This is a genomic window from Arsenophonus nasoniae DSM 15247 (genome assembly GCF_000429565.1).
Classification (GTDB): domain Bacteria; phylum Pseudomonadota; class Gammaproteobacteria; order Enterobacterales; family Enterobacteriaceae; genus Arsenophonus; species Arsenophonus nasoniae.
The window spans coordinates 1-26,836 of record NZ_AUCC01000023.1; the positions used below are offsets into that span (position 1 = coordinate 1).

21 protein-coding genes and 3 pseudogenes are annotated in these 26,836 nt (G+C 36.1%); 16 read left to right on the forward strand and 8 right to left on the reverse strand.

What is annotated here, in order from left to right; translation table 11 throughout:
* A partial coding sequence (locus tag G468_RS24150; RefSeq protein WP_478209559.1) for a phage tail fiber protein occupies positions 1-228 on the forward strand: 228 nt, incomplete at its 5' end.
* A gap of 21 nt (positions 229-249) precedes the next feature.
* On the opposite strand, the gene G468_RS0107080 is transcribed toward G468_RS24150, so the two are convergent.
* Complete coding sequence (locus tag G468_RS0107080) at positions 250-1,023, reverse strand: Rha family transcriptional regulator (RefSeq protein WP_026822534.1); 774 nt, start codon at positions 1,021-1,023, stop codon at positions 250-252.
* 512 nt (positions 1,024-1,535) lie between these two features.
* On the opposite strand from G468_RS0107080, the pseudogene G468_RS0107090 reads away from it, so the two are divergent.
* Positions 1,536-1,736: pseudogene (locus G468_RS0107090) on the forward strand (lytic polysaccharide monooxygenase); the annotation flags it as partial.
* 284 nt (positions 1,737-2,020) lie between these two features.
* On the forward strand, positions 2,021-2,581 hold the full coding sequence (locus G468_RS0107095; RefSeq protein WP_026822537.1) for an Ail/Lom family outer membrane beta-barrel protein: 561 nt from the start codon (positions 2,021-2,023) through the stop codon (positions 2,579-2,581).
* A gap of 93 nt (positions 2,582-2,674) precedes the next feature.
* Here the strand turns inward: G468_RS0107095 and znuB are convergent, their stop codons facing one another.
* Together znuB and znuC are read right to left on the reverse strand one after the other, a co-directional pair.
* Entirely contained in the window at positions 2,675-3,460 is a 786-nt protein-coding gene (znuB, locus tag G468_RS0107100; RefSeq protein ID WP_026822538.1) for a zinc ABC transporter permease subunit ZnuB, read from the reverse strand.
* A complete protein-coding gene (gene znuC, locus G468_RS0107105) occupies positions 3,453-4,217 on the reverse strand; it encodes a zinc ABC transporter ATP-binding protein ZnuC (protein ID WP_026822539.1) in 765 nt (254 codons plus the stop codon). The genes znuB and znuC overlap by 8 nt, the downstream gene beginning before the upstream one ends.
* 74 nt (positions 4,218-4,291) lie before the next feature.
* Between znuC and znuA the strand changes: the two genes are divergently transcribed.
* The 3 genes from znuA to lpxM all read left to right on the forward strand — a co-directional run bounded on the left by znuA (position 4,292) and on the right by lpxM (position 7,747).
* Positions 4,292-5,266 carry a zinc ABC transporter substrate-binding protein ZnuA gene (gene znuA, locus G468_RS0107110; protein ID WP_026822540.1) on the forward strand — a complete coding sequence of 325 codons (975 nt, stop codon included), beginning with the start codon at positions 4,292-4,294 and terminating at the stop codon, positions 5,264-5,266.
* Between the two features lie 14 nt (positions 5,267-5,280).
* Entirely contained in the window at positions 5,281-6,636 is a 1,356-nt protein-coding gene (gene mepM, locus G468_RS0107115; protein WP_026822541.1) for a murein DD-endopeptidase MepM, read from the forward strand.
* A 136-nt stretch (positions 6,637-6,772) separates the two neighbouring features.
* Complete coding sequence (gene lpxM, locus G468_RS0107120; protein WP_026822542.1) at positions 6,773-7,747, forward strand: lauroyl-Kdo(2)-lipid IV(A) myristoyltransferase; 975 nt, start codon at positions 6,773-6,775, stop codon at positions 7,745-7,747.
* 44 nt (positions 7,748-7,791) lie between these two features.
* Here the strand turns inward: lpxM and G468_RS0107125 are convergent, their stop codons facing one another.
* The 4 genes from G468_RS0107125 to G468_RS0107140 form a co-directional block, all read right to left on the reverse strand.
* Positions 7,792-8,844: a two-partner secretion domain-containing protein gene (locus G468_RS0107125; protein ID WP_026822543.1), complete on the reverse strand. Its 1,053-nt coding sequence runs from the start codon at positions 8,842-8,844 to the stop codon at positions 7,792-7,794.
* 250 nt (positions 8,845-9,094) lie between these two features.
* A complete protein-coding gene (locus tag G468_RS0107130) occupies positions 9,095-10,201 on the reverse strand; it encodes a two-partner secretion domain-containing protein (RefSeq protein ID WP_026822544.1) in 1,107 nt (368 codons plus the stop codon).
* Positions 10,202-10,477: 276 nt separating this feature from the next.
* A complete protein-coding gene (gene pyk / locus G468_RS0107135; RefSeq protein ID WP_026822545.1) occupies positions 10,478-11,920 on the reverse strand; it encodes a pyruvate kinase in 1,443 nt (480 codons plus the stop codon).
* A gap of 190 nt (positions 11,921-12,110) precedes the next feature.
* Positions 12,111-12,692 carry a MurR/RpiR family transcriptional regulator gene (locus G468_RS0107140; RefSeq protein ID WP_026822546.1) on the reverse strand — a complete coding sequence of 194 codons (582 nt, stop codon included), beginning with the start codon at positions 12,690-12,692 and terminating at the stop codon, positions 12,111-12,113.
* Positions 12,693-13,033: 341 nt separating this feature from the next.
* Between G468_RS0107140 and zwf the strand changes: the two genes are divergently transcribed.
* The 6 genes from zwf (at position 13,034) to G468_RS0107170 (ending at position 20,638) form a co-directional block, all read left to right on the forward strand.
* Positions 13,034-14,509: a glucose-6-phosphate dehydrogenase gene (gene zwf, locus G468_RS0107145; RefSeq protein WP_026822547.1), complete on the forward strand. Its 1,476-nt coding sequence runs from the start codon at positions 13,034-13,036 to the stop codon at positions 14,507-14,509.
* Between the two features lie 424 nt (positions 14,510-14,933).
* A complete protein-coding gene (gene mdtJ, locus G468_RS0107150) occupies positions 14,934-15,344 on the forward strand; it encodes a multidrug/spermidine efflux SMR transporter subunit MdtJ (RefSeq protein ID WP_026822548.1) in 411 nt (136 codons plus the stop codon).
* Between the two features lies 1 nt (position 15,345).
* Positions 15,346-15,678, forward strand: coding sequence for a multidrug/spermidine efflux SMR transporter subunit MdtI (gene mdtI / locus G468_RS0107155; RefSeq protein WP_026822549.1), 333 nt, complete (start codon positions 15,346-15,348; stop codon positions 15,676-15,678).
* 685 nt (positions 15,679-16,363) lie between these two features.
* Positions 16,364-16,810, forward strand: a complete 447-nt coding sequence (locus G468_RS0107160; protein WP_026822550.1) for a hypothetical protein — start codon at positions 16,364-16,366, stop codon at positions 16,808-16,810.
* A gap of 576 nt (positions 16,811-17,386) precedes the next feature.
* Positions 17,387-18,427 (forward strand): lytic polysaccharide monooxygenase, encoded by a 1,041-nt coding sequence (locus G468_RS22860; protein ID WP_071846858.1) that lies wholly within the window; start codon positions 17,387-17,389, stop codon positions 18,425-18,427.
* Positions 18,428-18,985: 558 nt separating this feature from the next.
* Complete coding sequence (locus G468_RS0107170) at positions 18,986-20,638, forward strand: M10 family metallopeptidase C-terminal domain-containing protein (RefSeq protein ID WP_051296990.1); 1,653 nt, start codon at positions 18,986-18,988, stop codon at positions 20,636-20,638.
* Positions 20,639-20,801: 163 nt separating this feature from the next.
* On the opposite strand, the gene G468_RS0107175 is transcribed toward G468_RS0107170, so the two are convergent.
* The gene (locus G468_RS0107175; RefSeq protein ID WP_026822552.1) at positions 20,802-21,155 is read right to left on the reverse strand and encodes a RidA family protein; all 354 of its coding nucleotides are present in this window, start codon (positions 21,153-21,155) and stop codon (positions 20,802-20,804) included.
* Between the two features lie 168 nt (positions 21,156-21,323).
* Here G468_RS0107175 and G468_RS20040 point away from each other — a divergent pair.
* From G468_RS20040 to fadD, 4 genes and pseudogenes are all read left to right on the forward strand, one after another.
* Positions 21,324-23,237: pseudogene (locus G468_RS20040) on the forward strand (ATP-dependent DNA helicase).
* A gap of 110 nt (positions 23,238-23,347) precedes the next feature.
* Positions 23,348-24,043 (forward strand): tRNA (adenosine(37)-N6)-threonylcarbamoyltransferase complex dimerization subunit type 1 TsaB, encoded by a 696-nt coding sequence (gene tsaB / locus G468_RS0107185; protein WP_026822553.1) that lies wholly within the window; start codon positions 23,348-23,350, stop codon positions 24,041-24,043.
* A gap of 40 nt (positions 24,044-24,083) precedes the next feature.
* On the forward strand, positions 24,084-24,686 hold the full coding sequence (locus G468_RS0107190) for a Slp family lipoprotein (protein WP_026822554.1): 603 nt from the start codon (positions 24,084-24,086) through the stop codon (positions 24,684-24,686).
* A 391-nt stretch (positions 24,687-25,077) separates the two neighbouring features.
* A pseudogene (fadD, locus tag G468_RS20045) lies at positions 25,078-26,776 on the forward strand (long-chain-fatty-acid--CoA ligase FadD).
* The last annotated feature ends 60 nt before the right edge of the window (positions 26,777-26,836 follow it).

Sequence of the window (26,836 nt, forward strand, 5' to 3'; positions counted from 1 at the left end):
GATAAAGTATTATCTGACGGTAATATTGAAATCCAGACTTTTCACCGACAACACCCCCATTTACCAGAAGATTTTCAGAACTGGCGGATTAAAGAAATTATTGATGGAAAACCCACTTATTATGTCGATGGTGAGCCGTGTGATATTCCACCCTCAACATGGCTAGATGTGAGGGTAGAGATGCCGGTTGATTCAATCTGGAATCAGCAACAAGCGCAAAAAGAATAGCCCCATCACAGGCCCATCATATTAGCAGCGTTGGAGGAAGTGGGTCAATTCCGCTTTATGCCAGTTTGATAGCGCACCATTTAGCATTAGCTGGTTATCCTGTGTAGTCTGAGATAACAAAGTTTCTATCTCATCGATAACTTTGTCAGCATTTTCACGTTTGCGAATAATTCGTTTAATCGCCGTTTTTTCTGCATCAGCTATCACATCTTGAAGCGCTTCCGTTACATGCCAGATACGCTCACATTCAGAAGCGATAGAAGGGACTAGTCTGACTTCCATTGGGTAAGGTGAGGGAATGCCGGTGACTTCTCTCAATGCATACCAGATAGCATTATTCCATGCATCTCTGAAACGAAAGTTTTGTGTCATAAGTGCAATGATACGGGCGAGATTTTGCGTATCTTTGTTGCTGAACTTTTCGTGAGCTTCTGTTTGGGGTTGGTATTTTGGTGCAGAATGTAGCTCTGATTCCATGCGGTTGAATTCAGCAATGTAGGCTTCCTTGAATTGTGCTGCTTTCTTTCCTGTAAAACCCATTACCAAGAATAAAAAACCGTCTTTGGTCATTTCGTAAGCTTTGGAATCACGCTTATTGAAACCAGCTTGAATCTTTACTACGACGGCCGAAAAGTTGGCCGTCTTAAATTCTCTAGAACAATCAAGAGATTCTATTTTTGCAAGAACATGTTTATGCAATTTTCCAAAGTAATCAGCAACGTCTTGAGACGTGGTAATAGCTTTGCCGTTATGAACAGTAACTTTAGGGTTAATAGCGGATAATTGAAGTGTCATAAGACCTCCGATGGTTACTTGATTTTACCACCACCAAGAGGTGCTAAGCTCATATTGGTGGTGAGCTGAACAGGGTTAGCACTACCGGAGTAACCGCCGGCCAGCTTTTCAGCTGCCCCATCCAGCCCACCATAGAATTTGTGGCTAGATTTGCGACAATAAAAAACACGCTCGCGGCGTGCATGTGTCGCGGTTACTAACACGGGGTGCTAAACCCGACACCTGATTTATCAGATGCAAATAAACTATAGCGCATGATTTCTTCTTTCGTCAATGGGTATTTTATATTCTTAGTTAAACGAATGACTAAGGTTATTTGGGAGTTAAAAAAGAGGGTGAATTTAAACTTAGATTTCAGTCAAAATTTGGTAAAATTAGAACTCACTATGAGCGGTAAGTAATTGATTTATAGTGAGTGAAATCACTTGTTTTTACGTGTAAATGCGTATATTAAATGAGATATATTTTTATAAGTAATTGATATTAATAGTTTATTGTATTCAAAGTCATCTAATGCGCCTTTAGCCCGCAGCTCATTTGATCTGCAACCATTTTGTAGCCGAACAGATGGTGGTGAAATGCCTTCATTTGAAGTCTCAATTGATTGTGATGTGCCGTATCGTACAGGTTATCAAGTTATTCTAGGTGTATGGACAATTTACGATACCGGAAATGCATTTTATCAAGTGATAGATGCTAATATGAAACCTTAGTTATTTTTACTAAAACTAAATATCATCAGATTCAACAACAATGTTAATCATGTTGGAGGCAAGTAAAAATTTGCCTCCATATTATTATCAGTTAAAAATGTCAGGGAATATTTGCTTATTTATTTTATAAAAATAATTTTTTTGGCTAGATAAATAAAATTTGACAAAAAATCATTTGATTTTATATATCACTCACTCAAATTATTTTCTATATTCGTCGATTATTGCGTTAGTGTTATTTTATTTTAATAAAAATAATTATTGCTTCAGGGAATAGAAGAGAAATGAAAAAAATATTAGTTTCTGCTGTTGTTGCCAGCATTTTTACCAATATTACTGTTAGTGCTAATGCTGCAGGAAAAAATACTCTATCATTGGATTATGCACAAAGTCATTTGCAATTTAAAGATGAAGAATTTAAGGATAAACCTAAGGGTGTTAATATTAAATATCGTTACGAAATTGACAATCACTGGGGCTTTATAGGTTCATTGACTTATACCCACCAAGAAGATTATTTAAAACTAAATAATATTAAGCTCACTGACGTAGATATATATTATTCTTCATTGAATTTTGGTCCAAGCTATCGTTTTAATAAAAATATTAGCATCTATGGTTTAATTGGTGCAGCGCGTGCTAGAATTGAGGCAAAATCACCACGAGTTTCTACTTTTAAAGATACTGAAACTGAATTAGTTTATAGGGTTGGTCTACAAATCAATCCGGTAAAAAACATAGCTTTTGACGTTGCTTATGAATACAGCAAATTATCTTTTGAACATTCTAATTTAAAAGATATCAAATTTGGAACCTGGATGCTTGGGGTTGGTTACCGGTTCTAATTTGGTTAGCAAAACAAAAACTCACTATAAGTCATCACTAATTGATTTATAGTGAGAAAGTGTTGGTTAAAATTGGTTTAACACATTAATAGATTAGTTTTTTATTTTAACAAATAAACTTAATAAAAATAAAACACTCGCACAAATCACAACCGAAGGCCCAGCTGGTGTATCGTAATAGGCAGACAATGCCAATCCAGCCGTCACAGAAAACATTCCGATTATTATAGCGGCTACTGCCATTTGCTCTGGTGTTTTGGCAAATCGTCTGCCAGTAGCGGCAGGAATAATTAATAATGATGTAATAATTAAAGCACCAACGAATTTCATGGCAATGCCTATGGTAAGGGCAGTAACCAGCATTAATAGTACTTTAAGCTGCTGTATTTTTACCCCATCAACAAAAGCTAAATCCTGATTAACCGTTATTGACAGTAAATTACGCCATTGCCAGACAATAATTGAGCATACAATAGTGACACCTATCGCAATTGAAAAAACATCTTCCGTCGTTACCGATAACAGATCACCAAATAAATAAGCCATCAAATCCATGCGAACATTGGCCATTAAACTAACGACTACCAATCCAAGTGATAGGGCACTATGTGCCATTATGCCTAATAGGGTATCGATCGCCAGTTGTGGGCGCTTTTCTAGCCAGGCTAATAAAATTGCCAGAATAAGTGTGATAGCAATAACAGCATAAAACAGATTTACATTGAGTAATAAACCAAACGCGATGCCCAGTAATGAAGCATGAGCGAGAGTGTCACCAAAATATGACATACGCCGCCAGACAACGAAAGAGCCTAGTGGCCCTGCGGCAATGGCCAGCAACATACCGGCTAACCAGCCAGGTAGTAATAGTTCAATCATGATGACAGCTCCCTGTAGATTTATCATCAATGTCATTATTTAAATCACATTGATGATTATGATGATGGTGGCGATAGATACCTATTTGTTCTACTCCACGATGGCCGAACATGACAATAAATTCGGGATCTAAAGCCACATCCTCAGGTCGACCAGAACAGCATATTTGTTTATTAATACAGAATACTTTATCAGTTTTTGCCATTACCAGATGGAGATCATGTGAGATCATAAAAACAGCGCAATTTAATTCGCTGCGAATATCGTCAATTAGATTATATAAAGCGACTTGACCGTTGATATCCACGCCTTGTGTAGGTTCATCTAAAACGATTAATTGGGGTTGATTAAGTAGGGCACGGGCAAGTAGAACACGTTGGGTTTCACCACCCGATAATTTTTGCATTTGTTGTTCGATAAGATGCTCGGCACCGACGCGTATTAAAGCCGGAATAATATGAGTGGCTTTTACCCCAGGTTTTAATGTCATAAAACGTTTAACTGTCAAAGGCATTGTGATATCCAGTGACAATTTTTGCGGTACATAACCGATGCGTAATTTTTCCTGGTAAATGATTTCTCCTTGACTGGGTGTAATGAGACCGAGGATTATTTTAGCTAGCGTAGATTTACCCGCGCCATTTGGCCCTAAGAGGGTTAATATTTCTCCAGCATGTAAATCAAAGGAGATGTTTTCGACAATTTGGTGTGGACCAAAACTAACAGCAATATTTTTTAAGCTTAATAGCGTTTGCATGATAAATAATTCTTGCAGGATGATTAAAATGTTATAATATAACAATATCAAAATTAGTCTATGGAAACTATCCTATGTTACACAAAACAAAAAAAATTGTTCAAAAAATTATGGGAAAAAAACGCATTCTTGCTGGACTATTATTCAGTTTTTTATCTACTGCTCATGCTGATGTTGTTACTTCAATTCGTCCGTTAGGTTTTATTGCCGCAGCTATTACTAATGGTGTCACTGATGTAAAAATATTATTGCCTGACGGTGCCTCACCCCATGATTATTCTTTAAAACCTTCTGATCTGGAAAAGATTAAGACCGCTGATCTTTTCATTTGGGTGGGATCAGACATGGAAACTTTTTTAGAGAAACCATTAGCACAGTTACCCACTCAGAAACGGATCGCATTAACCAATGATCCGGCTATTAAAACACGCTTATTAAAAAGTAGTGATGAAGGTACACCGGTAAATAGTAAAAGCGCTCATGATCACGATCACCATCATAATGTAATTCATAACCATCATTCACATGGTGAGTATAATATGCACATCTGGTTGTCACCAGACATTGCACGTATTGCCGCGAACATTATCCACCATCGATTAGTGGTTTTATATCCTAAGTATAAAAACCAGTTGGACGTAAACCTTCGTAAATTCGATGAGAAATTGACGCAAACTGATAAAAATATTGCTAAGATGTTACAGTCGGTTGGAGATAAGCGATATTTTGTTTTTCATGATGCTTATAGTTACTTTGAAAAACGTTATCATTTAGACTCATTAGGTTATTTTACTATTAATCCTATCATTCAGCCTGGCGCCCAAAGACTCTATCAAATAAGAACAATGTTGGCTCAGAAAAAAGCAGTTTGTGTTTTTGCTGAACCACAATTTAGGCCAGCGGTGATTAAAGCTGTTATAAAAGATACCGATGTACGAATGGGGACATTAGATCCATTAGGGAGCGGCATCGGATTAAGTAAGGATAGCTATGTAGAATTTTTAACAGCGTTATCTAATCAATTTAAGAGCTGCCTGGATAAAAACTAGAAGGAATTTAATACGTGCAGCAGATGGCGAAGACTATCGTTCAGGTATATGGCAATCTGCCTAAACCGCATAAAATTATGCTAGGCACATTGACTATAGCAACATTGGCTGTCGCAATTTGGCGGCCTGTTGTTATTCAGCCCGATGATAAAGATCAAAATGTCTCACAAGAATCGCCAATAAAATCGGGTATAATTCTTGGTAACAAAGATAATAGTGAAACCGATTCCAGCCAGGTAGATAGCTCAGATACTGATGATATTATCACCGATAGCAGCGAACAGTTACCCGATGAAGGGGTAACTGATGAAAAAGGCGCTGATACACCCGATGAACATGTTGTTTCAAACGGTGATAATCTGACTAGTATTTTAACCCAGTATGGTTTAGATGCTGGCGATGTTGCGGCACTTTCTAATCAACACCGCGCTTTGCGTAATTTGCAAATAGGGCAAACTTTAAGCTGGGAATTGAATAAAGATGGAGAATTACAGACACTAACATGGATTATTTCGCAGCGTGAAACACGTGTCTATATACGCCAAGGTAACTCCAGTACTTTTAATGAAGAGAAACAAATTCGTCAAGGCGTTTGGGCTGATAAAATTATCCAAGGTAAAATAAACGGTAATTTTACCTCTAGTGCAGTTAATGCAGGCTTAACTTATAACGAAGCACGTGAAGTGTCTAAAGCACTACAATGGCAGATTGATTTGCGTAAATTAAAATCTGGCGATAAATTTTCGGTCTTGCTAAGTCGCGAAATGCTTGATGGTCACAGTGAACAAAGTCGCTTATTAGGTGTTCATTTATTAACTAATGGTAAGAATTACTATGCCTTTCGAGCAGAAAATGGCCGCTATTATGATAGTGAAGCTAATGGCTTAGAGCGAGGTTTCTTACGTTATCCTACCGCTAAAACTTTTAGAGTCTCTTCTCCTTTTAGTTTGCGTCGTGTAAATCCAGTAACAGGACGTCCTGCTCCTCATCAGGGAGTAGATTTTTCTATGCACGTTGGGACGCCAATACTAGCGGTGGGTGATGGTGAAGTTATTGTGGCGAAATATAGTGGAGCGGCCGGTAATTTTATTGCTATTCGCCATGGTCGTCAGTATACCACTCGCTATATGCATCTACGTAAATTATTGGTTAAACCAGGTCAGAAAGTAAAAAGAGGTGAACGCATTGCATTATCAGGTAATACTGGACGTACTACCGGCCCGCATCTTCATTATGAATTATGGTTTAATCAACGCGCAGTCAATCCATTAACAGCTAATTTACCTCACTCAGGTGGATTAACAGGGAAAGATCGTCAACTCTTTTTGGCGTCCGTGAAAGAAAATAAATCGAAACTGGTAACCAATTAATAAAATTTTTGTTAGCTAATTAGGTTGTGAAACAGCATTTTATTTACTGCCGTAATTATTTTTATGTAAATCATAAGGTTAATATTATAATGTGTCTCAGACTTTAGATTTTTATACGTTGTATTTGAGTGTACTAATGAATAAAGAACAGGATACAGATAGTAAACTTGGTTATATTCCTACTTTTCATCGTATTTACCTACATCCCAAATATTGGGGGATGTGGGGTGGTGCGTTGCTATTAGCAATTACAGCTTATTTACCGACTAAGTTACGCGATCCATTACTGGCAAAAATAGGTAAGCTAATTGGTAGATTAGCAACAGGTTCGCGTAGGCGGGCAAAAATTAATTTACTCTATTGTTTTCCTGAATTGACAGAGCAACAAAGAGAAAAATATGTTGATGAAATGTTTGCTGTGGCACCGCAATCTTTTGCTATATTGGCTGAATTAGTTTTACGTGGCGTAGATAAAACTTTAGCGCGAACACATTGGCATAATGAGCAGATTATTGAACGACTGAAAGAACAACAACGTAATATTATTTTTATGGTACCACATGGCTGGGCGGTTGATATTCCGGCCATGTTATTGGCGGCTCGAGGCCAAAAAATGGCGGCCATGTTTCATCATCAAAAGGATCCAGTGGCCGATTATTTATGGAATAAAGCCCGTCATCATTTTGGTGGTCGTTTACATTCTCGCGAAGCGGGTATCAAACCGTTTATTGCCAGTGTTAGGCAAGGTTATTGGGGATTTTATTTACCTGATCAAGATCATGGTAAAGAACATAGTGAATTTGTTGATTTTTTTGCAACCTATAAGGCAACCTTACCGGCAGTAGGGCGTTTGAAGAAGGTATGCCAAGCGGAGATTGTGCCATTATTTCCGGTTTATGATTATAAAACTCATCAATTACATATTTATATTCGTGAACCAATGGCTGATATTGCACAACAGAGTAATCACTATATTGCCAGGCGTATGAACGAAGAGTTGGAATATTTAGTTAAACCTTATCTAGCGCAATATACCTGGATATTAAAATTATTAAAAACACGCAAAGCCGGTGAAATAGAGCCATATTGTCGTAATGATCTTTATCGATAAAGATACCGCTTGATAGTTTATCAAGCGGTTAAATAGTTGTTGGTTTAGTATGTTAATTTCGTTATCTTTATATTTTTATCCTGATAACCGAATGGCAAATAGGTCTGTTTAAAACCGATTTCGCCTCTGGTTGCGCTAATATTTCCATTATAATGATTGACCAGATGCTTAGCGGAAATATACATACCTGATAGCCTGGATGTACCTATGTCTGTATTTGCCATAATGTTACCTTCATTAACGATATGATCAGCATTTATACTCATAATATTGTGAGTTATGATCGAGCCTTGATTATGTAAATTTAATCCTTGACCATTAAAAATAGTCAGTTTATTAGCATAAATTTGGCTGCCTTTGCCGATAGTAAATTTTGTTGCTATTTTTTCGCCCGCCATAATTCCCTTGTTGTCAAAATCAAGATAGTAATAATTATTATAATTACCAACGGCATAATATTGTTCAGCGACATGAATATTAGCATTATTCTTTAATTGTAGTTGGCCGGCATAAACAGATAGTTTGCTTAGCAAATTACTTTTTTGATTGACAAAATTGTCGTTGCTCTGGATACCTTTGCCAGTAAAAATTATTTTTCCTTTATTTGTATGATAGCTAATAGTTTTTTCAATATAAAACATTCGTCCGGCAACCAGATCGACTTCAGTTGCGTTAGTAAATTGGCAATCATTGCAGATAATACCATTAGGATTGATAATAACGACCTTGGCTGGAGTACCTTTTACATTTAACTGACCGTTTAAATAGGTTATTTCGTCATGGGTGATTTCATTAATAATAATTTTTGCTGGGCCTGTTTTCTGATTAATCATATTTTGATTTCTGGTCGCATCATTATTAAGGTGTGTTATATAGTCTTTTCCAATATTAAAGTGCTGATATTTATTATGTGAAACACCATAATTATCGGGTGCTTTAATATCAATATTGTTCTCACGCAAATTATATATTCTAGTTTTATTAGCTTTATTTTGATCTTGTAATGAATTTATTCTTTCGTTGTTTGCGAATGCTGTTGTTGATAGTAAACTAATTGTCAAAATAGAATAAATAAACATATTCTTTTTAATTATCATATTAAATCCTTTTAAATGTATAGTGTATTTAATTTGTTATCAATGGGTTTTAGTTCATTGATAAAAATGCCACTTAATATTTTACCAAGGTGTTTAATATAGTAATAACAGATTATTTATAATATATTGTCACTATTTATTTTTTTAATTTTATAACTATTATTAAGGAAAGTAGCCTTATAGATGAAATAAGGCTTACTGATAAAAAATATTAAATATTTTTTTAGTCAATTAAATTATGGCTAAGCAACTAATTAATTTTAGGAAAAACCTTTTTTATATTTATATCAAAATAACCTTTTCCCTTATAAGTTTCAAGCGTAACGATACCTTCAGATGCTTTAATGCCGGCATCTTGGTGATTAATTAAATGTTTAGTCGTAATGTTTATTGAAGATGGAATGATATTTTTATTATTCTCAATAGTGCCATAAGCTGCAATTATATGTTTATTAGCGATATGATCTGCTTTAATTGATAGATCACCTATATCCTCCTTATTAGCAGCAACCGTAATTGCACCATTATTATTTAAATATGTACCTTCACTAGTAAAAATTCTTAGTTGATTAGCGTGAATTTGGCTGTTTTTCTCAAGTGTAAATGTTGTTTTTTCGCCGGCTAAACCTAAACTTCTTCTATTACTATAATTATTAAAAGCATCAATTTTAGTTTTTACATTACCAATAACATAAAATTGCTTAGCGACATTAACTTTGGCACCATTATTAAAACGAACATTTCCTGCGTATACCGTGAGATTGGATAAAAATTTGCTCTTTTCATCTATTGATGAACGTCCATTCCCCCATATACCTAAACCTGTAAAGATTATTTTTCCTTTATCTGTCTGATAACTTATTTTTTTATTTGCATAGTTCATTTTACCGGCAACTAAATCAACGCCAGTTGTATTGCTAAATTGGCAATTGTTGCAGCTGATGCCATTAGGATTAACAATAACAATTTTTGCTGGTGATCCTTTTATTTCGAGCAAACCATGTAAATTTGTTTTTTCGGTGGAGTTAACTTGATTAATAATTAATTTCGCTGATTGTGATCCTAGAGTAAGCATATTTTTATTTTGCTTTGAATCATTATTAAGCTGCACGGTTATGCCTTTTCTCGTATTAAATCGTAGAAATTGATTATGTGATACGCCATTATTGTCTGGCACATTAATATCAATATTAACTTCACCTTGATTAGATATTATAAGTTTATTTGATTTATTTTTTTCTGATAGAGAATCAATTATTATTCCGTTATATCTTATTCCTTTATTGGTTGCTAATGTTGGTGTTGATAATAGACTAAGAACTAATAAGGAATAGGCGAAGTTATTTTTTTTGTGCATATTAAAATCCCTTTAATAAATAAATGCTAAAGAAAGTCTTTTTCTTTAGTGAGAAGAAAAGTAAAAAAATTCAGTTATTTTGTCAATTAAAATCTAAATTTTATTAGTTTAATTAATTTAATATTTAATTATTTTATATTATCTTTTTTCTAATTCATAGGTAAAAAATAATAATGACTAAATTATAAAAATATAATAAAAGAAAATGATAGTTATAGCTTTAGGTAATAAAAACCCCGTATATATAACGGGGTTAAATATATTAATAGCATGGAATTATTCGACTTTTAATATCCGGCAGGTATTGGTGCTACCAATCTGACCCATTTGGTCGCCTTGTGTGACTAGGACCAAATCAGCAGGTTGAATATAATTTTTTTGCCGCAGGCATTGGATAGCATTTTTAACGGCATTAATAGTGTTAGTCTCCTTATTACAATAAATTGGTGTTACACCACGATAAAGGGCACACTGATTTAATGTTTTTTCATGATAAGAAATAGAAAAGATGGGTAAACCTGAGCTGATCCGAGACATCATACAAGCTGTACGGCCTGATTCTGTCATGGCTATAATCGCTTTCACCCCTTTTAAATGATTGGCTGCGTACATAGCTGACATAGCAATTGCTTCTTCAATGTTGTCAAATAGGTCATCGAGGTCAGGTTTAGCAATATTGATGTCAGCCATTTTTTCTGCGCCAAGGCAAACCCTAGCCATAGCTTCAACAGTTTCAGCCGGATATTGGCCCGCCGCTGTTTCAGCAGATAACATAACCGCGTCAGTCCCATCCAATACAGCATTAGCAACGTCCATCACTTCAGCCCGAGTTGGCATCGGATTCGTAATCATTGATTCCATCATTTGCGTGGCAGTGATGGCGATACGGTTTAGCTGGCGTGCCCTCCGTATCAGTTTCTTTTGTACACCGACCAATTCCGGATCGCCGATCTCGACGCCCAGATCGCCTCGAGCAACCATGACCACATCGGAGGCTAAAATAATTTCGTCAATAACTTTATCACTGGCAACCGCTTCAGCTCGCTCTATTTTAGCCACAATTTGACAATCACAACCCGCTTCACGAGCTAAGCGGCGAGCATAATTTAGGTCTTCAGCACAGCGGGGGAAAGAAACCGCTAAATAATCGACACCAATCTGAGCTGCGGTCAAGATATCGGCTTTGTCTTTTTCTGTTAATGCTTCTGCCGATAGGCCACCACCAAGTTTGTTGATCCCTTTATTATTTGATAGTTGTCCACCAACCGTTACTTCGGTTAGAATCTGTTGATCTTTTACCGTAAGTACCTTTAATTGAACTCGTCCATCATCAAGTAACAGAATATCGCCTGGTGACACATCATTGGGTAGACCTTGATAGTCAATGCCGACTTTTTCTTGATTACCTTCACCCTTGGCTAAATTGGCATCTAAAGTAAATTTATCACCAATATGAAGAAAAATTTTTCCTTCTTTAAATGTTGAAACGCGAATTTTAGGTCCTTGTAAATCACCAAGAATAGCGACATGCTGTACTAACGATTTTGCAAGTTCACGTACTTTTGTTGCGCGTTGTAAGTGATCTTCCGCTGAGCCATGAGAAAAGTTTAGACGAACAACGTTTGCGCCGGCTTTAATCACTTTTTCCAAATTATTATCACGATCAGTCGCGGGACCGAGAGTAGTAACAATTTTCGTTCTTCTAAGTCGTCTCGACATTTATAACTCCGTTGACTTATTAAAATTGGTGTTGGTAGATAGGTTATTACACAGAAATGAAATTAATCCCTTTATTAAAGTGTGCTGTTGTATCATTTAAATGCCTTAGATAGAGAGAATATTTTTTGTAATAAAACGAACAGATTTATAGTTTACTAATATTGATCTGCTTTACTTAATGTAAATAGCACTAGAGCTTATCAAGATATGTATTATGTAATATATCTTTTACGCGCTTTAAGTTATCTCTAAAATTTTGCCTTCGACGTAAAATAAAGCCTGTTGCTAACATATCTATTAATGTCAATTGTGCTAGTAGTGATACCATCAGCATGTAAATATTGGCATATGCTGCTCGGAAACCTATACCAAAGAAAGCGATCTTTTTTATTTGGGTTAATAAGTCTATAGCACGATTAATTCTTGTGGTATTTAGGTTATCTTTTACAATACCTAATTCAGCGATAGCTGATTGAAAAACTTTTTGCCTATAGGAAATGACAGTAACATCTTGATCAAGCAGACGGCTAAAGTAAGATGCCCCATTGGGGAGGCTTTTTGTTAATCGTAATTTAAAATTAGGAAAACCTTTAGTATCCATTCTACGACAAAGACGGTTTACAGTAGTTTCGCTCACATTAGCCAATTTAACTAGGGCTGCGATACAAAGATGGATAGCATTTTGCGGGTTTACAAGTATTAAATTGGCAACTTTCTTTTCTGATTTATTGAGATTCTCAAAGCTATTATTTATTTGTTCTAATATGTTCATACTAAAAAGCGACCTGTTTTACTAATATTGCAAAAGAGTGGAGTCCTGTTACTTGAGTCAAAATATACTACGCGTTGTTTGGTCAGTAATGAAAAAAAGAAAGTTATTAACTGGATTTTATTAAAAATATGACGGGCGTCTAATTTACTTTGCATTTTAGTTTAATAAATATGAAGACGTAAAAATTATATATAACTAATCAAATTTGTTGCGAATTATTTTTTAAGCAAAATAAAATATCGTGGTTTTGTTTACCTGATCGAGTCAAAGAGGTACATTTATTTTCTCGATTGAAGCTATTACAGCACTATAAAATTGGTGTTTAAGGAGAATCCCCTATCATGGCGATTAATAAAGCTGTCCAGGCATGTAATTTAATTATTTTCGGCGCAAAAGGAGATTTGGCTCGCCGCAAATTATTGCCTTCCCTTTATCAATTGGAAAAAACGGGTTATATCCATCCTGATACACGTATTATAGGTATTGGCCGAGCTGAATGGGATGCTGCCGCCTATATGAAGGAAGTTAGAGAAGCGTTAAAAACTTTTTTAAATGAGAAAATTGAGCCTGATTTATGGCAAAAATTAAGTGAGCGTCTTGATTTTTTTAATTTAGATGTTCAGGATTTGAACAAATTTAATTCATTAGCTAAATATCTTGAAGGCGATAGCAAACCAGCTATATATTATTTTGCTATGCCACCAACGACTTTTGGTGCTGTTTGTCATGGTTTAGGCCATGCCTGCCTTAATAAAAAGCCTAATCGGGTTGTTATGGAGAAACCATTAGGCAGCGATCTTGCATCTTCCCAAGAAATAAATAATGAAGTTGCTAAGTATTTTAAAGAGAGCCAAATTTATCGTATTGATCACTATTTAGGTAAAGAAACAGTACTCAATTTATTAGCATTACGTTTTGCCAACTCTTTATTTATTAATAATTGGGATTATCGAGCGATTGATCATGTCCAGATCACGGTTGCTGAAGAAGTTGGTATCGAAGGACGTTGGGGTTATTTTGATCAGGCTGGGCAGATGCGTGACATGGTTCAAAATCATTTATTACAAATCCTGACGATGATTGCTATGTCACCGCCTGCGGAATTAACTGCAGATCGTATACGGGATGAGAAAGTTAAAGTATTGCGTTCATTACGACGCATTGATTATAGTAATGTGCGTGAAAAAACCGTACGAGGTCAATATACATCAGGTTCTGTTCAAGGTAAAAAAGTAGCCGGCTATCTTGCAGAGGAAGGTGCAAATACATCAAGTAAAACCGAAACTTTTGTGGCCATTCGGGTTGATATAGATGATTGGCGGTGGGCGAGTGTACCATTTTATTTAAGAACAGGCAAACGGTTAGCGGCAAAATGTTCTGAAGTAGTGGTTTATTTTAAAAAACCGGCGTTAAATATTTTTTCTGATTCTTATCAGGATCTACCACAAAATAAATTAACTATTCGGTTACAGCCTGATGAAGGAATAGATATAGAAATTTTAAATAAAGCGCCGGGGCTTGAGCATAAACATCATTTACAGACGACAAAATTAGATCTGAGTTTTTCTGAAACATTTAATCAAATCCACTTGGCTGATGCATATGAACGCTTATTACTAGAAGCTATGCGGGGCATCCAAGCACTGTTTGTCCGTCGAGATGAAGTAGAGGAAGCATGGAAATGGGTAGATTCTATTATGGAAGCTTGGGCAAAGGATAATGAACCGCCTAAACCCTATCAAGCTGGTACATGGGGACCGGATGCTTCTGATGTGATGATCACCAAAGATGGCCGCTCATGGAATGCGTTTGAATAGTTTTAATCTATTTGTAGGGTAATATGCTGAGGTTTATTACCCTTACAGTGGTAAGATTTTTGCATTTTAGCTGGAATTTATTATAATTATTTGAGTAAATACAATGGTTATGATATAAATAGCTTAGTATTTATTCTATCAATAGTGAGGATTCATAGTATATCATACGGATGGCCGTGTGATGCATGAATAAAATATCATGTCTAGCGCCAAAAGCGTCAAAAATCAACGTAGTAGCTATCATCTTTTCTTATCAAATATATCCATTATTTCTAGTGAACATCACTGGTGTGGTGCTTTGTAGCGTCTCCTGTCGCTAATCGGTTTTATCGATAATTGGTTTTTAATTTAAATCATCACTGAGTTATTACCACGTTAGGTATTTATCTATTGCTTTGATGATTGTCAATAACAGGAGAATATAATGATTTATTGGATATTTTTAGCATTAGCAATTGTCGCAGAAGTTATTGGTACTTTATCAATGAAACATTCCAGCGTCAGCGGTGATCTGACTGGTTTATTGGTAATGTATTTTATGATTGCGTCATCTTATATATTACTGGCGATGGCGGTAAAAAAAGTTGCTCTTGGAGTGGCTTACGCTCTCTGGGAAGGTATTGGGGTCATTTTTATAACAGCATTTAGTGTTCTGTTATTTAATGAATCATTATCGCCAATGAAAATTATTGGATTAGCGTTACTTATTGTGGGGATAGCGCTTATAAAATCGGGTACAAAAAAAGCAAGTTCATTACAGGCGATCAAGCAGGAAAAAAAAATCACGCCAAAAATGCCATTAAATAGAATGACTAAAGTCGTAAAGGAGGCATAATATGTTAGCAGAATATCAATGGTGGCATGGTGCCTTTCTGTTTCTAGCCGTTGTTTTAGAAATAGTAGCTAATATTTTTTTAAAGTTTTCAAATGGATTTAAGCGACTTTGGATTGGCGTCTTATCTTTAATTGCCGTTTTGGGTGCCTTTAGTGCATTAGCAGTAGCGGTAAAGGGTATTGAACTTTCCATTGCTTATGCACTTTGGGGAGCTTTTGGTGTGGTAGCCACGGTTGCCGCCGGTTGGATTTTATTTAATCAACGGTTAAATTATAAAGGTTGGGGTGGTATTATTTTATTAATCACTGGGATGGTTGTTATCAAACTGGCATAATCCTATTTCACCTGCCAGGACAGAACATAGTTTAGTGATTGCCAATAGAGTGTGCTAAAGAATTTTTTATCGCTGTCTATATATCGACCTTTTTAATAATAAATAACCCCATCATTGAGGGGTTATTTATATTAATTAATACTTGATAGGCAAAATTAGTATTAAAATTCATCTGAGGGAAGGTGATTGAAGAGCAATTATTTACACAGGTTTAACAAGTTATTTTCTGCTCTAACCGATTTTTATTGGAAGGTCAAGACTTCAATTATTTAGTAATTTAATAAATTTTATTTATTCTCAATTTTTTAATCAAAATATTTTTTCCATACTTTAAATGGATAAAAAATCGGATTGTTATTTATCATGCCTATTTATCAACTATTTTATTTGTTATTACATATCATTCCAAATGGTTATCTATTGATTTATATCTTAATATTTATAAAAAATAATAATGTCATTTTATTATAATATTTTTTCTTTGTTTATTTTTTTTATAAATGAGATTGCTACTCTTTTTTATTTATATTCCTTAAAAATAAGTAATAATATGTTTTGTAACTCTTTATTTATAATATAATAAATGTGTCAGTTCAATAATAAAATAAACTAATGTGAAAGGTTTGAATTATTTTGACTTATGTATGCAATTACTAATAAATGAATTTTAAATAGGACATTACCGATGGAAAAAATATATATACAAGCAAAAGAGAATAGTAATATTAGTTTTAAACACTATAATGTAGGTATGGCAGTCTATGATCATGCTTTAAATATTTGGCAAGGGTTTAACGTAAAAATACATAGGGATGGAAGTGATAAACCTGGACACGATTTTATTGCGCAACCCAAAAAAGATAACGGCCCAATCCAACTTAAGCTGTACACCATAGAGGACGGTAAATCTGCCTCTTTCTATTTTGCAATCAGTACACAAGATAATCCAAATGGTAATGACTTAATTACCGGCAGCTATACATCTGCAAAAAATAAAGACACGGGCAAAGTTGAACTTATTGATTTCAAATATAACACCAATAGTGGACTTAAATTGCTTTTAGAACCACTGTTTGAAGGTAGTGATCAAAATCCTAGCTGGGATTTTTTAATGACAATAACTGCATGCTAAAGCATATAATTCAATATCAATAAATAAAAATAACTGCACTATTATAACAAAATAAAATACCAATCAGTATCATAATTAATCCTGACTATAAAGTTATTATAATGGTCAGGATTTTTCATATTATAAATAATAAATTAAATTGCTTTTTTATTTTAGATGGTTTGTGATTTTTTATTAATTATACAGCGGATGAACTACATTAATTTAATACAATAAATCAGTATGTTTTTAACTTTGTGTGATTGACATGAGTTGTATCAAAAATATTTTTTTATTATGCTAATAGCAATCGTCCAGTAGTAAATTAATCACCAAAAAATATTCTATTAGGAAAATAGTATTAATTATTCGTGTTAAAATAATTGAGCTATACTATTATTAAATGAAAAATTATTCTATAAAATAAATAAAATTTCAGGGTGGAATTTTATCATAGATTAATGATTTTTATTGGTGTGTGTTTTATAGGGATTTCTTTAAAAACTTTAAAGAAAATATGTTAATGATAATATTTTTGGCAAAAAATTTTATTAATTAATATATAAAACTAATTTAATGTTTAAATAGGAAAAACCTATGAAATTAAAAAAAATTTTTATAATGAGCATTATATTAACGGCATCTTCAACTCTATGGGCTCATGGCTATATAAAATCGCCAGCAAGCCGAGCATATAAATGTGCACAGGGAATAAATAAAGATTGTGGTGATATAAAATATGAACCGCAAAGTGTAGAACAACGCTCCGGATTTCCTGACAAGAATTTCCCAATAGATGGTAAATTAGCCAGTGGGGGTATTCAAAGATTTGCTAAGTTAGATGAAGCGGGTGAAAATAGATGGCATAAAACTCAGATGCACGTGGGAGACAATAATTTTTCCTGGTATCTTACAGCTCGACACAGTACAGCTAATTGGCGTTATTATATTACCAAAAATGGTTGGAATCCTAATGTACCATTAACCCGTGCAGCATTCGATTTAAAACCTTTCTGTACCCAATATGATGGCGGGGCAATACCCAAAGCAGACGTTAGCATAATTTGTGAAGTGCCTGTTGATCGTATTGGTTATCATATCATTTATGGTGTTTGGCAGATTGCTGATACGAGTAATAGTTTCTATCAAGTGGTAGATGTAATTTTTCCTGATAATGATAAGAAGCAACCTACCGAACCTGATATCAAAGAACCAACCGAAACAGTAACCAATCAACCGGGTGAACCGGTGGTGACGGATACAACGGTAACCGGTACCAAGCCGGCAACCGGATCCGTGGTTACGCAGCCAACCGAAACGGCAACCAATCAACCGGGTGAACCGGTGGTGACGGATACAACGGTAACCAGTACCAAGCCGGCAACCGGATCCGTGGTTACGCAGCCAACCGAAACGGTAACCAATCAACCGGGTGAACCGGTGGTGACGGATACGACGGTAACCGGTACCAAGCCGGCAACCGGATCCGTGGTTACGCAGCCAACCGAAACGGCAACCAATCAACCGGGTGAACCGGTGGTGACGGATACAACGGTAACCGGCACCAAGCCGGCAACTGGCTCCGTGGTTACGCAACCAACCAACCGGGTGAACCGGTTATTACGGACAAGAAAGTAACCAGTCAACCCACTGAAACAGTTACCACACTGAATACAGGTTCGAATACCACACTGAGTACAGGTTCTAATACTACAAGTACCACGCTGAGTACAGGTTCTAGTACCACACTGAGTAAAGGTTCCAATACGTTGTTGAATAGTGTGGCGAATACAATACCAACTGTTGCATCAGCTACGGCTACTGATTCAGCTCTTACATTTGATGATAATGAAACAGATATCTTGCCTCGTTACTTCATGTGAGGAGGCGAGATTATTGCTTGGAACATGTTAATAATGTCTAATGACGTATCAAAATAGCTACCTTTCATGTGGTGATCATTGATGATATAGGTAGCTGATTTGTTTAGTGTCGCCATGATAAGTATTTGATGTTGATTGGTTCCTTTGTACCTTAAATCTTAACGGCCAAAGCTATTTATTGTCCCGAATTAATTCGGCCGCTCTTAATGTAAAAAATCGAGAAATTACAACTAAAATTGGAAAAATAAAAAAACAAGCATAAATTTAATTAATTATTTATTTTTTCAATATTTATTAAAGAGCCAGAATAATTATGACGGTAATAACTGGGTCACATACCTATTTTAAACAGAATGGAACGGTATTAATATCATCATCATCGTCTCAAACCCTACCACCTTTTCAAGTCTCAGATATATCGCAATGGGTAAATAATGCTTTGCGTGAAAATAAACGTGGCAAAGATAAAGAGACCATGTGGAAGGATTCTTATGATATTGATCAAGCCGGGCAACAAATTATACGTCAACAGGCCACCTGGAATAGTGAACAGCAAATTGGGCAACCTGCGGCCGTTACTTATTCCTTTAGTCGATGGCAAGAATATTATACTGGTTACCACCAACTAACCGAAAAACAGCAGCAACAGGCAAGAATTGCACTGGATAGCTGGGCTGATGTGGCTAATATCACTTTTACTGAAGATGCCACGCAAACAACAAATATTAATTTTGGTAATTTTCACAGCATGCAAGGTCAGGCATTTGCATATTTACCCCAGAGCGGAGCACAGGCCGGACAATGTTGGTTTAATGCCGAGGATCACCCTGAAAATTTAGATCCTCAACCGGGAAATTACGGTCGATTGGTTCTGGTACATGAAATAGGTCATGCAATAGGGCTTTCCCACCCAGGCGACTACAATTGGGCATCAATTGATCAGCAAACCCAGACACTTAAATGGACTAGAAATACAGATAGTGCACTGAGTTATTCGGCCAATGCACCTTATGAAGAAGATAGCCGTCAGTTTAGTGTCATGAGTTATTGGTCAGAATATCATACTGGCGGTAATTTTCACGGTCATTATGCATCCGCGCCACTTATCGATGATATTGCTGCTGTTCAAGCGTTGTATGGCGCGAATATGCGCACACGAACCGGTGATGATGTCTATGGTTTTAATTCTACTACCAATAAAGATTGGTACACAATTAGCGACCCACGTATCGGTTGTATTTTCTCAGTATGGGATGCAGGCGGTAATGATACATTAGACTTTTCTGGTTACTCTAAACTTCAACTAATTAATTTAAATGCGGGTACCTTTTCAAATGTGGGTGGATGGATAAAGAATGTCTCAATTGCTAAAAATACGGTTATTGAAAACGCGTTCGGTGGTTATGGCCAAGACACTATAATTGGTAATAGTGTTGATAATATAATTAAAGGTGGTGCTGGCGAAGATATTATTTATGGCGGTTTAGGGCAAGACATACTTTGGGGTAGAGATGAAACAGTAAGGCAGATGATAGCAACAAATAATCGTTCTTCCAATTTGCCTCCGTTTTACAGTTATTATACTAATAGCGTAGAAAATAGTGACCAGCAAGCGCATTCCTTACCATCGATAACTGGCCCAGTAGAAAGAAATACTTTTGTTTATCTGTCATTTGAAGATTCAACCGTGGGTGCATCTGATAGGATCATGGATTTTCAAACAGGAGAAGATAAAATTGACCTGTCTTGTCTAAATAAAAATTTGTATGATAACTCTAATGGCCAAAGTTCCCTGACTTTTGTTAATCAATTTAACGGCCAGCCGGGCCAAATAAAAATCACTTACGAGCCAGTAAGTCAATGGAGTAGAGTCCTGATAACTGTAAATAATGATGATATAGCTGATTTCGCTATTGATGTTTATGGTTATATTAATCCTTTCACCGACTTTATCTTACATCAATAGAGCGCCTATTTGTGATAGCGAAAAAGGCGGTTATCAGCAACTTGCTCACTCTTTTTTTTATCAACATAACTAAGATAAAGTTATTTCTCTATTTAACATTATGTTAATTTATATTTATTAAGCAATAGAGCCGGCTGGCAGGCTCTATTAAAGGCCTTTAAGATTATTTATCCGCGATTGCAGCAACAATTTTGATCTCTATTTTATATTTAGGATTCATTAAAATAGCTTCCACTGTACAGCGAACAGGCGCTTTACCCGGTACAACCCAGCTATCCCAGGCTTGGTTCATACCCGCCAAATCAGCTTTATCAGCGAGAAAGATAGTTGCATCAAGGATCTTACTTTTATTTGAACCAACTCGGGTTAAAATATTATCGATAGCCTGCAACGCGCTAGTTGTTTGTTGAATAATATCACCCTCAAGATTTTCAGGAACACTGGTGTAATAGAGGGTATTGTTAAATAAGGTCGCTTCTGACCAGCGATTTTCTGGATCAATATATTGAATAGACATCATTATTCCTGATTTTTAAACATAAAGTCATTGCTATATTGTCTACTAAAATCTATTTTTTGTCATGGTAATACGTTTATTTAATAATAAATCGTACAAAGTGAGCTTTTATTACCACTAACCAGGCATGAGTAAAATATTTTCGCTAATTTAAATAATGAGACTAAAGTGTTAGACGATTTTTCTATTAAAGGCCCACTGTTTGATGCCATCCCTGGATTTCGACCACGTGATGCGCAAATTGAAATGGCTCGCGCCATTACGACGGCAATTCAATCTCAACAGACGCTTGTGGTTGAAGCCGGTACAGGAACGGGTAAAACTTATGCCTATTTAGTACCGGCCTTACGTTCTAATAAAAAAGTCGTGATCTTAACAGGCTCAAAAACTTTGCAGGATCAACTTTATTATCGTGATTTACCGATTATTAAAGCCGCTTTAGCCTATTCAGGCCATGTGGCTTTGTTAAAAGGGCGTGCTAATTATTTGTGTTTGGAGCGGCTTGAACAGCAATCATTAGCGGGAGAACAACTTATTGCTGAAATGATTGCAGAGATTGTTCGCCTACGTAGTTGGGCAATAGAAACGGAGGATGGTGATATCAGTCATTGTCATCAGGTAGCAGAGGACAGCGCTGTTTGGCCATTAGTGACCAGCACTAATGATAATTGCATCGGTAGCCATTGCCCCTATTATCAGCGTTGTTTTGTGCTTAAGGCACGCAAAAAAGCGTTAGAAGCTGATGTGGTGGTGGTTAATCACCATCTATTTATGGCGGATAAGGTCGTAAAAAATACTGGATTTGGCGAGTTAATTCCGTCGGCGGAGGTAATTATTTTTGATGAGGCGCATCAGATCCCTGATATTGCCAGTCAATACTTTGGCCAACAGCTCAGTAGCCGTCAGTTATTTGACCTTGCTTGTGATATTATCCTCGTTTACCGAACTGAAATTCGTGATCAGATACAATTACAAAAGTGTGCCGATAGTATTAGCTAGGCTACTTTAGATTTTCGATTAATGTTAGGTGAAAATGGATTTAGAGGGGATTTGCAACAATTACTTAATCAACAGTCAGTTAGTAGTGCGTTGTAGCGTCTTGAAGATGCGTTGGAATTTAGCTACGAAGTGATAAAACTATCGCTGGGTCGTTCTGCCGCTTTGGATGCTATTTTTGATCGAACAACGACTTATTGTAATCGTTTAAATCGGTTGAAAGAAACAACTATCCCTGGTTTTAGTTATTGGTTTGAAAGTTTTGGTCGCCATTTTTTATTAGCATTAACACCCTTAACGGTGGCGGATAAATTTCATGATATGATAACGACGGAAAAAGGCAGCTGGATCTTTACTTCTGCTACGCTAGCAGTCAGTGATAAACTAAGTTATTTTAGCCAACGTTTAGGATTAGAAAAAGCCAATAGTTTAATCTTACCGAGTCCATTTGACTATCAACGCCAAACATTACTTTGTGTACCGCGTTATTTGCCAGACATAAATCAAGCTGACTTTGCTGAGCAATTAGTTGTTATGCTAAAACCAGTTATTGAGCATAATCAAGGACGTTGTTTCTTTTTATGTACGTCACTTCATATGATGCGTGAATTAACAGCCATGTTTCGTGAATGTTTGAACTTACCTGTTTTGATGCAGGGAGAAACCAGTAAAGCACGATTGTTGTCACAATTTACCGCAGCAGGTAATGCATTGTTGATAGCAACCAACAGTTTTTGGGAAGGGGTTGATGTTAAGGGTGATGCTCTCTCTTGTGTCATTATTGATAGATTGCCTTTCACTTCGCCAGATGAACCATTATTGCGAGCGCGTATGCAAGATTGCCAACTACATGGTGGCAATGCGTTTTATGATGTTCAATTGCCTGATGCGGTGCTTAATTTAAAGCAAGGGATTGGCAGGTTAGTTCGTGATGTTAATGATTCTGGAGTGATTATTATTTGTGATAAACGCTTAGTCTCGCGACCTTATGGTGAAGTTTTTTTGAATAGTTTACCACCTTCGCCTAGAACGCGTAGTTTACAAGTGGTAATTAACTTTTTAGCAAAAACGCCATCAACTAATTAAATAAATAGTGGCGATAACATACCGCTTTTTTCTTGCTGATACCATTTTATTCAACAAAATATGTTAGTATTAGCAATTATTTGGTCATCAAAATAGCCAGGATCTAAAATATGGCAACCCATATATTAGCGATTGATACGGCCACTGAAGCGTGTTCTGTCGCATTGTTGCGCGATGGTGAAATTTTTACTCAATATGCCGTTTCACCACGTGAGCACACCAGAAAAATATTGCCGATGGTAGAACAGTGTCTTATTAATGCACAATTGAATTTACAACATATCGATGTTTTAGCTTTTGGGCGTGGTCCAGGTAGTTTTACCGGCGTTCGTATTGCTGTCGGTATTGCTCAGGGATTAGCATTTGGGGCTGATTTGCCAATGATCGGCATCTCTTCTCTGTTAACGATGGCGCAAGGTGCTTATCGTCAATCCGGCGTAGAAAAAGTATTAGTCGCGATAGATGCAAGAATGGGAGAAATTTATTCTGCTTGTTATCAACTTAAACCAGATGGGTTTTGGCAGGGTGAAGAGACTGAAGCAGTACTTAAGCCAGAACAGTTTTTAACTAAAATAAATGGTTTAAGTGGGCAGTGGGCTATTGCCGGGACAGGTTGGTCAGCCTATCCTATATTAAGAACGACAAATTTAAATTTATTGGAAAGTAGTATTTATCTACCGGATGCGCAAGATATGTTGCTTTTAGCCTTACAAGCGTGGCAAAAAGGTAAAACAGTTAAGGTTGAAGAGGCCCAGCCGGTTTATTTACGTAATGAGGTTAGTTGGAAAAAATTACCCGGTCGTTGATACTTGTTTTAAATTATTATGCCGTTTAAAGAGGTGGTTTATGAAAATAAAGTTAAACTACCAGGTTGCCACAAAGGTTGCTCTGTTGGCTGGTGTTGTTTTCTTAACTGGGTGTGTCTCTATTCCTGCTTCAATTAAAGGAACCACGCCAACACCGGTTGAAAATTTATCAGCAGTGCGCGAGGCTCCTGAGCTTTATATTGGTCAAGAAGGGCGCTTTGGTGGTAAGGTGATCTCTGTTTTAAACAGTAATAACCAAACTCGGCTTGAAATTGCAGTGATGCCATTAAGTAAATATGATGCTGCACCAAGATTAAATACACCATCAGTAGGACGTATATATGCCTATATCGGCCGTTTTTTAGAGCCATCCGATTTTAATGGGCGCTATATTACGGTTGTTGGGACAATTACTGGCATTGAATTAGGAAAAATTGATTTAGTTTCCTATCAGTATGTCAAAATTTCGGTGTCAGGTTATCAACGTTGGAATCAAATGCAATCAGTTGTATTACCACCTTCCGGTTGGGGATATGGATCGCCATGGTATCCAAATTATCCTAATTCGCCTTATTATTGGAATTGGGGGCCTTGGGGTTATCCTGTTGGTGAGGCTGAAATACGCACTTATCTAACCGAATAACTGTTATTTTTATTAATTAGTCAGGGTAAATATTTTGTTATATTTACCCTGACTAGTTTTTATGTTGAGTAAAATTTTGCCGTGCTACTCAGAGCTGTTGGGCACTAAAAAAGGTAAAAGGTATTTAGGTTTTCGATAAAAGCCAAGCAGTTTATAATTAATATTATATATAATTATTTTGCTAGCCTTTATAATTAACTGAAAATTAATCAAAACATAGCAACTGATAAGTTAGCTTAGCTTAAACTTATTCGAGATTTGAAATTAAATAGTGATACATATCTCAGCATTAATATAGAACGGTTCTCAAACTAGTATGCTGAGTTAGTATTTTGTTAACAAATTAATTTTTGTCGGTTACTTCACTTAGTTTCAAATCAGGAGTATTACAGTGGAAAAAATCTGGCTAAAAAATTATCCATCAGATGTTCCGGCAGAAATAGCACCGGTATCTGAAACATCATTAGCAGACTTATTAGAAAATATGGTTACTCAATATGCAGATCGCCCTGCTTTTATTAATATGGGTGAAATAATGACCTATCGTAAGTTGGAAGAACGCAGTCGAGCGTTTGCGGCTTATTTACAAAATGGTTTAGGTCTGCAAAAAGGTGATCGTATTGCGCTTATGCTACCCAATTTATTACAGTATCCAGTCGCACTTTTTGGTATTTTACGTGCAGGTATGGTTGTCGTTAATGTTAATCCGCTTTATACCCCAAGAGAATTAGAACATCAACTCAATGATAGTGAGGCTATTGCAATTGTCATCGTATCAAATTTTGCCCATACATTAGAAAAAGTGGTTTTTAATACAAAAGTTAAACATGTCATTCTGACACGTTTAGGCGATCAACTTTCTCGGCCAAAAGCAACTATTGTTGATTTTGTTGTTAAATATATAAAACGTTTGATACCTAAATATTATTTGCCACAAGCGATCTCTTTTCGCCGTGTTATGCAATTGGGATATCGTATGCAATATGTCAAACCTGAAATTTCTGGCGAAGATTTGGCTTTTCTCCAGTATACCGGTGGAACTACTGGTGCAGCGAAAGGGGCGATGCTTACCCATTATAATATGTTGGCAAATGTTGAGCAGGGCAGAGCAACTTACCTGCCAGCTATGCAGTTAGGTAAAGAAATTATTGTGACGGCGCTGCCGCTGTATCATATTTTTGCCTTAACCGTAAATTGTTTATTATTTGTTAAGATTGGTGGGACAAATTTACTAATTACTAATCCGCGGGATATTGCAGCAACGGTCAAAGAACTTGCCCGTTATCCTTTTACTGGCATTACAGGCGTTAATACATTATTTAATGCCTGGTTACGTAATGAAGAATTTAGAAAGCTTGACTTTTCACATTTGCATGTTTCTATCGGTGGTGGAATGCCGGTACAAAAGGCGGTGGCAGAAGAGTGGCAACAAATAACGGGCAAGTGTTTACTGGAGGGCTATGGCTTAACTGAGTGCTCGCCATTAGTAACAGTTAATCCATACAATTTAGATCGATATAATGGTAGTATTGGTCTTCCTATGCCTTCTACTGATGTTAAGTTTGTTGATAACAATGGTAATGAAGTTCCAATTGGTCAGCCTGGTGAGATGTTGGTGCGTGGTCCTCAAGTCATGAAGGGTTACTGGCGCTCTCCTATTATGACTGACGAAGTGCTGCAGGATGGTTGGTTAGCAACCGGTGATATTGCAACAATCGATGAAAAAGGATTTATCAAAATTGTTGATCGCAAAAAGGATATGATCTTGGTTTCTGGTTTTAATTTTTATCCAAGTGAAATTGAAGAAGTTATCTCTAATCACCCCAAAGTCATTGAAAATGCAGCAATTGGCGTGATAGATGAAAATACCGGTGAAGCAGTAAAAGTCTTTGTGGTAGCAAGTGATCCGAATCTGACTGCCGATGATATTAAAAATATTTTGTCGTCAATATTTAACCGCTTATAAGGTACCTAAATTTTTTGAATTTCGTAGTACTGAATTACCCAAATCAAATGTAGGTAAAATATTACGGCGACAATTAAGAGAAGAAGAGCAGAAAAAATATCAAAATTCCGCAGAAAATCATTAAATAACACAGACAGTTGAAAGTTAATTTAGCTAATTAGAAAAACAGCATCGGTTGCGTGGT

Bases quoted from the DNA above. Each gene is read 5' to 3' on its own strand.
- G468_RS0107125 (WP_026822543.1), bottom strand. From the start codon at position 8,844: ATGATAATTAAAAAGAATATGTTTATTTATTCTATTTTGACAATTAGT.
- G468_RS0107170 (WP_051296990.1), top strand. From the start codon at position 18,986: ATGACGGTAATAACTGGGTCACATACCTATTTTAAACAGAATGGAACG.
- G468_RS0107140 (WP_026822546.1), bottom strand. From the start codon at position 12,692: ATGAACATATTAGAACAAATAAATAATAGCTTTGAGAATCTCAATAAA.
- znuB (WP_026822538.1), bottom strand. From the start codon at position 3,460: ATGATTGAACTATTACTACCTGGCTGGTTAGCCGGTATGTTGCTGGCC.
- mdtI (WP_026822549.1), top strand. From the start codon at position 15,346: ATGTTAGCAGAATATCAATGGTGGCATGGTGCCTTTCTGTTTCTAGCC.
- znuA (WP_026822540.1), top strand. From the start codon at position 4,292: ATGTTACACAAAACAAAAAAAATTGTTCAAAAAATTATGGGAAAAAAA.
- G468_RS0107160 (WP_026822550.1), top strand. From the start codon at position 16,364: ATGGAAAAAATATATATACAAGCAAAAGAGAATAGTAATATTAGTTTT.
- G468_RS22860 (WP_071846858.1), top strand. From the start codon at position 17,387: ATGAAATTAAAAAAAATTTTTATAATGAGCATTATATTAACGGCATCT.
- G468_RS0107080 (WP_026822534.1), bottom strand. From the start codon at position 1,023: ATGACACTTCAATTATCCGCTATTAACCCTAAAGTTACTGTTCATAAC.
- G468_RS0107130 (WP_026822544.1), bottom strand. From the start codon at position 10,201: ATGCACAAAAAAAATAACTTCGCCTATTCCTTATTAGTTCTTAGTCTA.
- znuC (WP_026822539.1), bottom strand. From the start codon at position 4,217: ATGCAAACGCTATTAAGCTTAAAAAATATTGCTGTTAGTTTTGGTCCA.
- tsaB (WP_026822553.1), top strand. From the start codon at position 23,348: ATGGCAACCCATATATTAGCGATTGATACGGCCACTGAAGCGTGTTCT.
- G468_RS0107175 (WP_026822552.1), bottom strand. From the start codon at position 21,155: ATGTCTATTCAATATATTGATCCAGAAAATCGCTGGTCAGAAGCGACC.
- G468_RS0107095 (WP_026822537.1), top strand. From the start codon at position 2,021: ATGAAAAAAATATTAGTTTCTGCTGTTGTTGCCAGCATTTTTACCAAT.
- G468_RS0107190 (WP_026822554.1), top strand. From the start codon at position 24,084: ATGAAAATAAAGTTAAACTACCAGGTTGCCACAAAGGTTGCTCTGTTG.
- lpxM (WP_026822542.1), top strand. From the start codon at position 6,773: ATGAATAAAGAACAGGATACAGATAGTAAACTTGGTTATATTCCTACT.
- zwf (WP_026822547.1), top strand. From the start codon at position 13,034: ATGGCGATTAATAAAGCTGTCCAGGCATGTAATTTAATTATTTTCGGC.
- pyk (WP_026822545.1), bottom strand. From the start codon at position 11,920: ATGTCGAGACGACTTAGAAGAACGAAAATTGTTACTACTCTCGGTCCC.
- mdtJ (WP_026822548.1), top strand. From the start codon at position 14,934: ATGATTTATTGGATATTTTTAGCATTAGCAATTGTCGCAGAAGTTATT.